Raw genomic sequence first — 12,540 nt, 5'->3', positions numbered from 1 at the left:
CCGGCCTGCCCCCGGGCGGGGGCGCGGCCGTGGACCGGCGATTCGGTGCTCGCTACTTCTTGGAGCCGGCGGCCTTGCCGAAGCGGGCCTCGAAGCGGGCCACACGGCCACCGGTGTCGAGGATCTTCTGCTTGCCCGTGTAGAACGGGTGGCACTCGGAGCAGACCTCGGCGCGGATGTTGCCGCCGGTGATCGTGCTGCGGGTGGTGAACGACGCGCCACAGGTGCAGCTGACCTGCGTCTCGACGTACTCGGGGTGGATGTCGCGCTTCAAGGTGTCTCCTAGGTTTCGGGAGGGCACCGGGTCGCATCCGCGGGATGCGGGGCGTGAACCGGGGCCGACGTACCAGTCTGCCAGGACTGGCGCCGTCTCCCAAAACGGGGGTGGCCCCGGGATCATTCCCGGGGCCACCCCGCGGTCCCAACGGACAGCCGAAGGCTCAGCCCAGCAGGTCGTAACTCTGGTAGCCGGTGCCCATGGAGACCCGCGCCGAGAAGAACGGCGCGGTGTTGCGGCCGGTGCCCCGGTACACGTACAGCGTGCCGCTCGGCGTGCGGGCCAGCAGGTCCGCCCTGCCGTCGCCGCTGACGTCGCCGACCGTGACGATCGCGTTGTACGTGGTGCTCTTCCACGTGGCCAGCTTGGTCCGGCCGGTGAAGGAGCCCGATCCGGCCTTGCCGGTGCCCTTGTACAGGTACAGGTCGCCGGTGCTGCGGACACGGGCCACCAGGTCGGTACGGCCGTCGCCGGTGAAGTCACCGTGACCGCGCAGGACGTCGAACCCGGCCCAGCCCGTGCCCGTCTTCAGACGGGCCGAGAAGGTGCCGTTGCCCTTGCCCGGGTACGTCCACAGCACGCCCGCGGAGTCCACGATCACCAGGTCGGGCAGGTAGTCGCCGGTCACGTCACCGGGGGTGACGATCTGGCGGACGGTCTTCCAGCCGGTGCTGAGCCGCTTGGTGGCCCAGCTGTTGCTGGAGATGACGTAGTGCGCCCAGTACAGGCTCCCGTCGGTGGCGCGGTAGACGAGGTCCTGGTAGCCGTCGCGGTCGAGGTCGGTCTGGAGGACGACGTTGACGCCCCTCCAGTCGCCCCACTCCTCCTGGGCGGCGAACTTCGAGCCCAGCGAGTTGCGGGAGTAGCCGATACCCGTGGACTTCTTGCGGGCCCACAGGTCGGCGCGGTGGTCGCCGTTGATGTCGGTGTCGTCGACGCGCGGGTAGGTGACGCCGACGTAGCTCGCCACCTTGGTGAAGACGCCGTAGGCGCCCTTCGCCACGCAGTCCTCGACGCCCCAGGAGACGACGCCCACGATCCGGTTGTTGACCACCAGCGGCCCACCGGAGTCGCCGTTGCAGGCGGTGGTGGTGCCGGCGTCGCTGCCGGTGGCGGGCGTGCCCGCGCAGACCATGTGCCCGCGGACGTAGTCGCTGCCCCAGGCGCCGGCGCACGTGGCGTCGGACTGGATGGGCAGCGTCGCCGTCTTCAGGTACTCGGAGATCTCGTTGTTGGTGGAGGTGGTGCGCCCCCAGCCGTAGACCCGGGCGTTGGTCCCGGGCGCGTACGAGGCCGTGTCGCCCGCCGTGGTCATGCGCAGCGGGGTCGCCTTCACCGGCACCGGCAGCGTGAGCACCGCGATGTCGTTGTCGATGGCGGCCTCGTTGTACGCCGGGTTGTGCCACTGGCGCCAGACGGCGGTCGCGGTGCCGCCGTGCAGGTCGCCGTCGGCGGACGGCAGCTGGGTGGCTCCCGTGACGACGGCGCCGTTCAGGTACCAGTTGTAGCCCTTGACGCAGTGCGCGGCGGTGAGGATCTTCGTCGGCGCGACGACGACGCCGCCGCAGAAGAAGCCCTCGTCGGCGACCGGGTCGTAGTAGTGCAGCTGCGCCATCCAGGGCGCGGAGGCGATCGTGGTGGTGGTGCCACCGATGATCTTCGCGTCGATGCCGGACCCGGTCTTGCCGCTCGTGCTGAGCGACGCCTTGTCCTTCGCGCGCGCGGCCTCGTCCGCCGCCATCGAACCCACGATGCGGCGGACCAGTTCGGCCTGGGACGGCGACTCCATCGCCGGAGCGACCGTCGGCCGCGGCGGCGCGGGTGCGGCCTGGGCGGCCGGCGCCGACAGCAGCGCCGCGCCGACGGCCGCGGCGGCACCGGCCGCGACGACGGCGAACCGGCGTCTGCGACGGCCGGGTCCGGACATGGGTGTGTCCATGCAATTCCCCCCTCGGGATGCTGAGTTCGGGCTCTGAATCCTGTTCAAGGACAGCCCGGAGCAGCGTGATCGTACACCTGTCCGACCACATCCGTGCACGAAAAACGGCCGTCCCGTGAAGGGACGGCCGTTCGTCGTGCCCGCGCGGGGGCCCGGGAAGGGGGTGACGTCAGTCGCCGTTGCCCGGCGCCGGCGTCGTCTTCTGGATCTGCATCAGGAACTCGACGTTCGACTTGGTCTGCTTCATCTTGTCGAGGAGCAGCTCGATCGCCTGCTGCTGGTCCAGCGCGTGCAGCACGCGGCGCAGCTTCCAGACGACCGCCAGCTCCTCGTTGCCGAGCAGGATCTCTTCCTTACGGGTGCCGGACGCGTCGACGTCCACCGCGGGGAAGATGCGCTTGTCGGCGAGCTTCCGGTCGAGCTTGAGCTCCATGTTGCCGGTGCCCTTGAACTCCTCGAAGATCACCTCGTCCATGCGGGACCCGGTGTCCACCAGGGCGGTGGCGAGGATGGTCAGCGATCCGCCGTCCTCGATGTTGCGGGCCGCACCGAAGAAGCGCTTCGGCGGGTACAGGGCGGTCGAGTCGACACCACCGGACAGGATGCGGCCGGAGGCCGGGGCGGCGAGGTTGTACGCACGGCCCAGACGCGTGATCGAGTCGAGCAGCACGACGACGTCGTGACCCAGCTCCACCAGGCGCTTGGCGCGCTCGATGGCGAGCTCGGCGACCGTGGTGTGGTCCTCGGCCGGACGGTCGAAGGTCGAGGAGATGACCTCGCCCTTCACCGACCGCTGCATGTCGGTGACCTCTTCCGGACGCTCGTCGACGAGGACGACCATCAGGTGGCACTCGGGGTTGTTGTGGGTGATCGCGTTGGCGACCGCCTGCATGATCATGGTCTTGCCGGTCTTCGGCGGGGCCACGATCAGACCGCGCTGGCCCTTGCCGATCGGCGACACGAGGTCGATGATCCGCGTGGTCAGTACGCCCGGGTCGGTCTCCAGGCGCAGCCGGTCCTGCGGGTACAGCGGGGTCAGCTTGTTGAACTCCGGGCGGCCGCGGCCGTGTTCGGGCGCCATGCCGTTGACGGAGTCCAGGCGGACCAGCGCGTTGAACTTCTCGCGCCGCTCGCCGTCCTTGGGCTGGCGGACCGCACCGGTGACGTGGTCGCCCTTGCGGAGGCCGTTCTTGCGGACCTGGGCGAGGGAGACGTACACGTCGTTCGGGCCGGGCAGGTAGCCGGAGGTCCGGATGAAGGCGTAGTTGTCGAGGATGTCCAGGATGCCCGCGACCGGGATGAGGACGTCGTCCTCGTTGATCTGCGGTTCCTGCACCTCGTCGCGGCCACGGCGGCCACGGCGGTCGCGGTAGCGGCCGCGACGGCCACGGCGGCCGCTACCGTCGTCGTCGTACCCGTCGTCCTGACGGTTCCCGCCACCCTGCTGGTTCTGCTGACGGCCGCCGCCCTGGCTCTGCTGCTGGTCGTCGCCCTTGCCCCGGCGGTCACCACGGTCGCCGCGGTCACCTCGGTCGCCGCGGTCACCACGGTCGCCGCGGTCGCGGCCGCGGTCACGGTCGCGCCGGTCGCGGCGGCGGCCCTCGCCGCCGTCGTGGTCGGACTTGCCCTCACCCTGCTGCTGCGCCGGGTTGTCGTTCTTGGTCTCGGTCTTCGCCTCGGCCGTGATCGTCTCGGCCGCGGCGGCCGGGGCGCCGGCCTCGGCGGTGGCGCGACGGCGGCGGCGCTCGGCGGGGGCGCTCTCGGCGGCCTGCTCGGTGTCGGAGGCCTTCGGCGAGGGCTGGCCGGGGATCTCGATCTGCTGCTGCGCCGCGGCCTTGTCGGCGGGCGCCTGCTCGTCCTTGGCCTCGGCCTTCTTGCCGGCCTTCTCCGCCTTCTCGGCCGTGTCACCCGTGCGGGTGCGGGAGGTGGCGCGGCGCTTGGGCTTGGTCTCGCCGGCGGCCTCGGCCTTGGCCGGGGCGTCCGCGGAGGGGGCGCCCGAACCGGCGGCCTGCGCCTCCTTGATGACCTCGATCAGCTGGCTCTTGCGCATGCGCGCGGTGCCCCTGATACCGAGGCCGGATGCGACCTGCTGCAGCTCGGCCAGCACCATGCCCTCGAGGCCGGTACCGCGGCGCCGCCGGGAGCCGGCACCGGTGGCAGGCGCGGAAGCGTCCGTGGCGGGCGCGGCAGCGGTCTCCTCGACACGTGCGCCCATCAGATCGGTGGTGTCGCTCACGAAGGGTCCTTCCCTGGAGCGGACGTCGGCCTGTCTGGCTCGGCGACCGGTTGTGCTGTCCGGCATCGTTCCCTGGTGTGTGGACCGTGCCGGGGCGGTGGTCCGCCTCAGCGGCGGAAGAGATATCTGGTGATGGCGCTACCTCGAGCCGTGGCACCCAGTGTCACGTGGCGCGGTCGCACCGGTTCCGAAGCTCCCCCAGAGGGGGTACCCCCACTGGCGGGCCGTTCAGTGTCCGCGTACGACGTACGGCCTGCGTGCGTCGCAGTGAACACAGTGCGGCTTGGGGGGCTCCCGGAAGAATGTCTGTCCCGGACGGGGACACGAGGCACCTCGCCATGGTGGGGTCGGGTGCAGACTTGAGGTTAACACTACCGGATCCAACAAACATTCCCCCTCTCCAAATCCGGCAACCGTGTCAGGTGGCGAGCGGAAGGACGCTCGCTCCCCGGACGTCGAGCCCGAGCCGGTTAGCGGCCCAGTCGGTGCCGGCCAGTGCTTCGACCTTGTCGGCCGTGCCCGCGTCGGCCAGCGCCATCACCGTGGGTCCGGCGCCGGAGATCACTGCGGGAATCCCGTCCCCGCGCAGCCGCTCCACCAGTGCGGCGCTCTCCGGCATGGCCGGGCGCGGTACTCCTGGTGCAGACGGTCCTCGGTGGCGGGCAGCAGCAGCTCGGGGCGCCGGGTCAGCGCCTCGACGAGCAGGGCCGCGCGGCCCGCGTTGGCGGCGGCGTCGACGTGCGGCACGGTGCGCGGGAGCAGTCCGCGCGCGGTCTCGGTGAGGACCGGCTTCGCGGGCACGAAGACCACCGGAACGATGGAATCGGCAGGCTCCATCCTGATCGCCCGGGCGGCGCCGCCCTCCAGCCAGGACAGGGTGAACCCGCCGAGCAGGCAGGCCGCGACGTTGTCGGGGTGGCCCTCGATCTCGGTGGCCAGCTCCAGCAGCGCGGTGTCGTCGAGCTTGGCGTCGGCGCCTATCGTGACGGCGCGCGCGGCGACGATCCCGGCGCAGATGGCGGCCGACGAGGAGCCGAGACCCCGGCCGTGCGGGATGCGGTTGGCGCAGACGATCTCCAGACCGCGCGGCTGTCCGCCGAGCAGGTCGAAGGCGGTGCGCAGGGAGCGTACGAGAAGGTGGCGCTCGTCCCGCGGGAGGGTTTCACTGCCCTCACCGGCGATGTCGATGTGCAGCCCGGAGTCCGCCACCCGGACGACGACGTCGTCGTAGAGGCCCAGCGCGAGGCCGAGGGCGTCGAAGCCCGGGCCGAGGTTGGCGCTGGTGGCGGGGACGCGCACCCGGACGGCGGCGGCGCGGAACGCGGGACCGGCCATCGCTCGAAGACTCTCCTTGAGCTGCGTGGACTGTCGAATGACGTTCGATGGACATTCGATGGCGTACGAGAACCCTCGGGCCGCCGCCGGCCGGGCTGGCCGGCCGCTTGCGGGCCGCCCCGGGTCACTGGCGGGGACCACGGGGACGACGCACTACCGCGGCATATGCGGCGGGCGGGTTCGGTACAGCCTATCGAAGGAAGGTTCACCTGCGACATAGGGCGCACAGGAGGCGCACGATGCGTGTCGTAAGCCCCCCGTGCACCCCCTGTGGTGAGCCTCCCCAGGCAGGCGCGTCCTTACGCCGGTTCCGGCGGATCCGCGTCGCTGTGAGCGCGCGGATCCGCACGGGCCGGACGGGCCGAGGCCCCGTGGGCCGGACGAGCCGGGTTGCCGTCCGCCGGACGAACCGGGCCAGGGCCGGCGTGGGCCGGACGAGCCGGGGCCGCCGTGGGCCGCACGACCCGAGTCGCCATGGGCCGCGCGGCCCCGCGCCTTGGGCCGGACGAGCCCGGGTTGCCGTGGGTCAGGCGAGACCGAGCCGCTGGGCGGCGGTGGCCGCGTCGACGGGGACGGTGACCGGCTGCGGGGCGCCGGCGACGGCCCAGTCGGGGTCCTTCAGACCGTTGCCGGTGACGGTGCAGACGATCTTCTGTCCGGGATCGACCTTGCCCTGCTCGGCCGCCTTCAGCAGACCGGCCACCGACGCGGCGGACGCGGGCTCCACGAAGACGCCCTCCTGGGAGGCCAGCAGCCGGTAGGCGCGCAGGATCTCACGGTCCGTCACCTCCTCGATGTGGCCGCCCGACTCGTCCCGCGCGGCGAGCGCGAAGTCCCACGAGGCGGGGTTTCCGATGCGGATGGCGGTGGCGATGGTCGACGGGTCCTTGACCACCTCGCCGCGCACGATCGGCGCACTGCCGGAGGCCTGGTAGCCCCACATGCGCGGGGTACGGGTGCTGACGCCGTCGGCGGCGTACTCCTTGTAGCCCTTCCAGTACGCGGTGATGTTGCCCGCGTTGCCCACCGGCAGGACGTGGATGTCGGGGGCGTCGCCCAGCATGTCCACGATCTCGAAGGCGGCGGTCTTCTGCCCCTCGATGCGCACCGGATTGACCGAATTGACCAGCGCCACCGGGTAGTTGTCGCTCAGCGCGCGGGCCAGCGTGAGGCAGTCGTCGAAGTTGCCGTCGACCTGGAGGATCTTCGCGCCGTGCACCAGGGCCTGGCCCATCTTGCCCAGAGCGATCTTGCCCTGCGGCACCAGCACGGCGGAGACCATGCCGGCGCGCACGCCGTACGCGGCGGCGGAGGCGGAGGTGTTGCCGGTGGAGGCGCAGATGACCGCCTTGGCGCCCTCCTCCTTCGCCCGGGAGATGGCCATGGTCATGCCGCGGTCCTTGAAGGACCCGGTCGGGTTCGCGCCCTCGACCTTGAGGTGGACCTCGCAGCCGGTGCGCTCGGAGAGCACCTGCGCGGGCACGAGCGGCGTACCGCCCTCACGGAGCGTCACGACCGGCGTGGTGTCCGACACCGGCAGCCGGTCCCGGTACTCCTCGATGATTCCGCGCCACTGGTGGGTCATTGCTGGTTACTCTCCTTCAACCCGCATGATGCTGGCGACACCACGCACGGTGTCGAGCTTGCGCAACGCCTCCACGGTCCCGCCGAGGGCCGCGTCGGACGCACGGTGGGTGACGACGACGAGCGACGCCTCCCCGTCCTTGCCTTGCTGGCGGACCGTGTCGATCGAGACACCGTGCTCCGCGAACACGGTGGCGACCTGGGCGAGAACACCCGGTTTGTCGGCCACGTCCAGGCTGATGTGGTAGCGCGTGACGACCTCGCCCATCGGCGAGACGGGCAGCGCCGCGTACGCGGACTCGCCGGGACCGGTGGTCCCGTTGATCCGGTTGCGGGCGACGGCGACCAGGTCGCCGAGCACCGCGGAGGCGGTCGGCGCGCCGCCCGCGCCGGGACCGTAGAACATCAGCCGGCCGGAGGCGTCCGACTCGACGAACACGGCGTTGTAGGCGCCCCGCACGGAGGCCAGCGGGTGGCTGAGCGGGATCATCGCCGGGTGCACGCGCGCGGTGACGGACGCCCCGTCCCCGGCCCGCTCGCAGATGGCGAGCAGCTTGATGGTGCAGCCCATCTCCTTGGCGGAGGCGAAGTCGGCGGCGGTGACCTCGGTCATGCCCTCGCGGTGGACATCGTCGAGGCGCACACGGGTGTGGAAGGCGATCCCGGCGAGGATGGCGGCCTTGGCGGCGGCGTCGAACCCCTCGACGTCGGCGGTCGGGTCGGCCTCGGCGTACCCGAGCGCGGTGGCCTCGTCCAGGGCCTCCTGGTAGCCGGCGCCGGTGGAGTCCATCTTGTCGAGGATGAAGTTGGTGGTGCCGTTGACGATGCCGAGCACCCGGTTGACCTTGTCACCGGCGAGGGACTCACGCAGCGGGCGGATCAGCGGGATGGCGCCGGCCACGGCGGCCTCGTAGTAGAGGTCCTTGCCGTGCTCCTCGGCGGCGGCGTGCAGCGCGGCGCCGTCCTGGGCGAGGAGGGCCTTGTTGGCGGAGACGACGGAGGCGCCGTGCTCGAAGGCGGTGCTGATGAGGGTCCGGGCGGGCTCGATGCCGCCGATGACCTCCACGACGATGTCCAGGTCGCCGCGTTTGACCAGGGCGGTGGCGTCGGTGGTGACCAGGGAGGGGTCGATGCCCTCGCGCACCTTGTCCGGGCGCCGTACGGCGACCCCGGCGAGCTCCACCGGGGCCCCGATACGGGCGGCGAGGTCGTCGGCGTGCGTCGTCATGATGCGCGCCACCTCTGAGCCGACCACTCCACAGCCCAGCAGCGCCACCTTCAGCGGACGCGTACGCATCATCCGACCTCGTTTCCTGATTACCGTCTCGGTTGCACCAGTCTCACTCACCGAACGGGACTTTCTGTGCCAAGTCCGGATCGTGAGACATCTATTTCATTTCCATGACCGCGCCGGCGAAAGATCTTCCGCCGGCGCGGTAGCCGTCCGCGGAGCCTCTCAGCCGACGTCGAGCCGCAGCAGGTCCTCCTCCGTCTCGCGCCGGACGACGACGCGCGCCTCACCGTCCTTGACGGCGACCACCGGCGGCCGCAGTACGTGGTTGTAGTTGCTGGCCATGGACCGGCAGTACGCCCCGGTCGCCGGCACGGCGATCAGGTCGCCCGGCGCCAGGTCGCCCGGCAGGAACGCGTCCTTCACCACGATGTCACCGCTCTCGCAGTGCTTGCCGACGACCCGGGCGAGCATGGGCTCGGCGTCGGAGGAGCGGGAGACGAGGGAGACGCTGTACTCGGCGTCGTACAGGGCGGTGCGGATGTTGTCGGACATGCCGCCGTCGACGGAGACGTACGTCCGCAGCCCGTCGAGCGGCTTGACGGTGCCGACCTCGTAGAGCGTGAAGGCGGTCGGCCCGACGATCGCGCGCCCCGGCTCTACGGAGATACGGGGGGTGCGCAGCTTCGCGGCCTCGCACTCGCGGGTGACGATCTCGGTGAGCGCCTTGGCGATCTCGTGCGGCTCGCGGGGGTCGTCGTCGCTGGTGTAGGCGATGCCGAGGCCGCCGCCGAGGTCGATCTCGGGCAGCTCGACGCCGTGCTCGTCGCGGATGTCCTTGAGCAGCCCGACCACGCGGTGCGCGGCGACCTCGAAGCCGGACATGTCGAAGATCTGCGACCCGATGTGCGAGTGGATGCCGATGAGCTCCAGGCTGTCCAGCTGCAGCGCGCGCCGCACGGCCTCGGCGGCCTGCCCGCCGGCCAGCGGGATGCCGAACTTCTGGTCCTCGTGGGCGGTGGCGATGAACTCGTGGGTGTGCGCCTCGACGCCCACGGTGATGCGGATCTGCACCCGCTGCCGGGTGCCGAGCTCGCGGGCGATGTGGGCGACGCGGACGATCTCCTGGAAGGAGTCCAGGACGATCCGCCCGACGCCGGCCTCGACGGCCCGGCGGATCTCGGCGACGGACTTGTTGTTGCCGTGGAAGGCGATGCGCTCGGCGGGCATGCCGGCGGACAGGGCCGTGGCCAGCTCGCCGCCGGAGCAGACGTCGAGGTTCAGCCCCTCCTCGTTCAGCCACCGCACGACGGCGCGGGAGAGGAACGCCTTGCCCGCGTAGAACACGTCGGCGTTCTCCCCGAAGGCGGTGCGCCAGGCGCGCGCCCGGGACCGGAAGTCGTCCTCGTCGAGGACGTAGGCGGGGGTGCCGTACTCCTCGGCGATCCGCTTGACGTCGATCCCGCCGACGGTGAGCACACCGTGGGCGTCACGGGTGACGGTCTGCGACCACACCTTGGGGTCGAGGGCGTTGAGGTCGGCGGGCGGCGCCGAGTAGTGCCCCTCGGGGAGGACGTCGGCGTGACGGGGCCCGGCGGGGTGTGCGGAACGGCTCATGGCAGGTCTTGGGCTTCCTAGAGATGTTCGGGTGCTTCGATGCCGAGCAGGGACAGGCCGCCGGCCAGCACCGTCCCGGCGGCTTCGGCGAGGGCGAGCCGGGCACGGTGGACGGCCGAGGGTTTCTCCTCACCGAGGGGCAGCACGGCGGGCAGCAGGGGCGCGAGGGCGTCGGCGACGGCGACGAGGTACCGGGCGAGGCGGTCGGGGGCGCGGTGCGCGGCGGTGGCGGCGAGGACGCGGGGGTGGTCGGCGAGGGTCTGGCACAGCGCCGGCTGGTCCGCCACGACCCCCGGCTCTCCCGTGAACCCAAGATCGGCGGCATTACGTACAAGCGCCCGACTGCGGGCATGCGCGTACCGCACCCGGAACAGCGGGTTGCTCTCACGCTGCACCAGATGCTCGTCCCCGATCCGGGGCCGGTCGTGCGGCGCGGGATGCAGCAGGGCCCAGCGGGCGGCGTCACGGCCGAGGGGAAGCGGATCGGAGGGCGCGGGCACGGGCCGAACCCCGACCTCGGCGTTCTCACCGCAGACACCGTCGACGTGGACGCCCAGCACACTCCCCCACTCGGCCTGGAGCGGACCCGCGCACTCGGCGTGCACGAGGGCGCCCTGCGACCGGAGGATCCGGGCCATGGCATCGAGCTGAACGACAGCGCGCACTTCGCGGGCCGCGACCAGCCGTACGACTCCCTGCCCGGTGAAGGAGTCTCCGTGCCCGTACCGGCCCCCGCATCGCAGAACCTCCGCCACGACCTCGACGGACGCGGCGCCCCCGAGGGAGATGTTGAGGAAGCCCGGCCCGGTGACGACGACGTCGCTGATCCCGTCGGCGTGGAGAAGCCGGGAACGCAGCAGCGCGGCGACCTGGGGGGCGGGCTGCCCGGCCGGGCGGGCGAGCTGGAGGGCGACGTTGGTCGCGTAGTCGCCGCATCCTCCGGGCCCGGGGGGCGTGACGACGACCCGCTCGGGCACGGTGACGGCGAGTTCCCCCTCGTCGACGGCACGGCGCACCGCGTGCAGCACGGTGCGGGAGAGCTCGACGGGGGTCACGGGACCAGCGTAGGCGAGGAGGGGGGTGGGTAGGCGAACAGGTTGGGCGCCTGTCCCGGGATGTGGACGCGCGTGGACACGGCCGGACCTGCGGTTCTCAGCTGCCGGCGTGCCCGGCGGCGGCCTCGGCGTCCCCGGGCCCGCGCACGCGTCCGAGAGGATCTGCGACGAGCGCGCGGACGAGCCGGACAAGCTCCTGCGGATCGAAGGGCTTGGCGAGAAAAGCGTCGACGCCGACGTCGAGCCCGCTCTCGACCTCGTGCTGCGTGCAGGCGCTGACGATGAGGAGGGGGATGTGGGCGGTACGGGGGTCGGACCGCAGCCGCCCGGCGGCTCTGAGCCCGTTGAGGCGAGGCATGACGACGTCCAGGGTGATGAGGTCGGGCCGCACCTGATGCACGACTTCCAGACACTCGGCACCATCGGCCGCGGTCACCACCTCGAAGCCCTCCAGCTCGAGGTTGACCCTGATCAACTGCCGGATGACCTTGTTGTCGTCGACCACAAGAACCCGGCCCGAAGTGCTCGGCACCACTCGAGAGTAGGTCGGGACCGGCCACCGCGTCCGGCGTTTGCCCACTTCCACCTCGACCGGGGTACGGGCCGCACGCCGGACCGCCGTCGGCCGGGCGACCGGCTGCACGCCGGACCGACCTCGGCCGGGCGACTCGCCGCACGCCGGACCGACCCCGACCGGCGCGGAAAGTGGTTCATGACCACCCCCGTGGAACTGGTAGTGTTCTACCCGTCGCCGCGATCACCGCGACCGACACGCCCCCGTAGCTCAGGGGATAGAGCAACGGCCTCCGGAGCCGTGTGCGCAGGTTCGAATCCTGCCGGGGGCACCCTGCATGAGGTGCCCAAAGACCCCGTCACCAGCGGAAACGCTGTGAGCGGGGTCTTCGCGTATGTGCAGGGCGAATGGGGCATGGAGTGGTGCACTGTGCAGAGCCAATGGTGGCGGGGGCGAAATCCTGGGTGCTCCTGACGGAGATGGGTGGTCGGCCAGTCGGCGGAGTGAGTTCGTCCCGGGTGCTCTCCGTTCCCCGGTCTTCTGCCGAAGCCTGCGCCCCAAGCCGCGCGGAGCCCGGCGGACCAAAATGTGGTGGCGGGCGGTCAAGGTGGGAGGAGAGTTCACTGCCAGTAATCCGCGCCTGGGCGGTAGTCGCGCTCGACGACTCCGCTCCCGTTGAGTTGGGGTGGTCGGCCTGACAGCGCGGTGAGGTCCGTGATGCCAAGCCAGCCCAGTCGCACGCTGCGCCGGGT

8 protein-coding genes, 1 tRNA gene and 1 pseudogene are annotated in these 12,540 nt (G+C 71.5%); 1 reads left to right on the top strand and 9 read right to left on the bottom strand.

Annotated elements, in window-relative coordinates; genetic code table 11:
* Positions 1-52: 52 nt before the first annotated feature.
* From rpmE to F3L20_RS06050, 9 genes and pseudogenes are all read right to left on the bottom strand, one after another.
* A complete protein-coding gene (gene rpmE, locus F3L20_RS06090; protein ID WP_024884511.1) occupies positions 53-274 on the bottom strand; it encodes a 50S ribosomal protein L31 in 222 nt (73 codons plus the stop codon).
* A gap of 166 nt (positions 275-440) precedes the next feature.
* On the bottom strand, positions 441-2,216 hold the full coding sequence (locus tag F3L20_RS06085; protein WP_240810849.1) for a trypsin-like serine protease: 1,776 nt from the start codon (positions 2,214-2,216) through the stop codon (positions 441-443).
* Positions 2,217-2,385: 169 nt separating this feature from the next.
* Positions 2,386-4,452 carry a transcription termination factor Rho gene (gene rho / locus F3L20_RS06080; protein WP_150152846.1) on the bottom strand — a complete coding sequence of 689 codons (2,067 nt, stop codon included), beginning with the start codon at positions 4,450-4,452 and terminating at the stop codon, positions 2,386-2,388.
* Between the two features lie 418 nt (positions 4,453-4,870).
* Positions 4,871-5,787, bottom strand: a pseudogene (gene thrB / locus F3L20_RS06075) (homoserine kinase).
* Between the two features lie 526 nt (positions 5,788-6,313).
* Entirely contained in the window at positions 6,314-7,372 is a 1,059-nt protein-coding gene (gene thrC, locus F3L20_RS06070; RefSeq protein ID WP_145827365.1) for a threonine synthase, read from the bottom strand.
* A 6-nt stretch (positions 7,373-7,378) separates the two neighbouring features.
* Complete coding sequence (locus F3L20_RS06065; protein WP_150152843.1) at positions 7,379-8,671, bottom strand: homoserine dehydrogenase; 1,293 nt, start codon at positions 8,669-8,671, stop codon at positions 7,379-7,381.
* Positions 8,672-8,827: 156 nt separating this feature from the next.
* The gene (lysA, locus tag F3L20_RS06060) at positions 8,828-10,219 is read right to left on the bottom strand and encodes a diaminopimelate decarboxylase (protein ID WP_150152841.1); all 1,392 of its coding nucleotides are present in this window, start codon (positions 10,217-10,219) and stop codon (positions 8,828-8,830) included.
* A gap of 17 nt (positions 10,220-10,236) precedes the next feature.
* Positions 10,237-11,274 carry an ArgS-related anticodon-binding protein NrtL gene (nrtL, locus tag F3L20_RS06055; RefSeq protein ID WP_150152839.1) on the bottom strand — a complete coding sequence of 346 codons (1,038 nt, stop codon included), beginning with the start codon at positions 11,272-11,274 and terminating at the stop codon, positions 10,237-10,239.
* Positions 11,275-11,371: 97 nt separating this feature from the next.
* Positions 11,372-11,854: a response regulator gene (locus F3L20_RS06050; RefSeq protein WP_206338908.1), complete on the bottom strand. Its 483-nt coding sequence runs from the start codon at positions 11,852-11,854 to the stop codon at positions 11,372-11,374.
* Positions 11,855-12,047: 193 nt separating this feature from the next.
* Between F3L20_RS06050 and F3L20_RS06045 the strand changes: the two genes are divergently transcribed.
* Positions 12,048-12,119 (top strand) — tRNA-Arg (locus F3L20_RS06045).
* The last annotated feature ends 421 nt before the right edge of the window (positions 12,120-12,540 follow it).

The sequence above is a fragment of the Streptomyces tendae genome (assembly GCF_008632955.1).
Lineage (GTDB): Bacteria > Actinomycetota > Actinomycetes > Streptomycetales > Streptomycetaceae > Streptomyces.
This window is presented reverse-complemented; position numbering and strand designations above follow the sequence as displayed.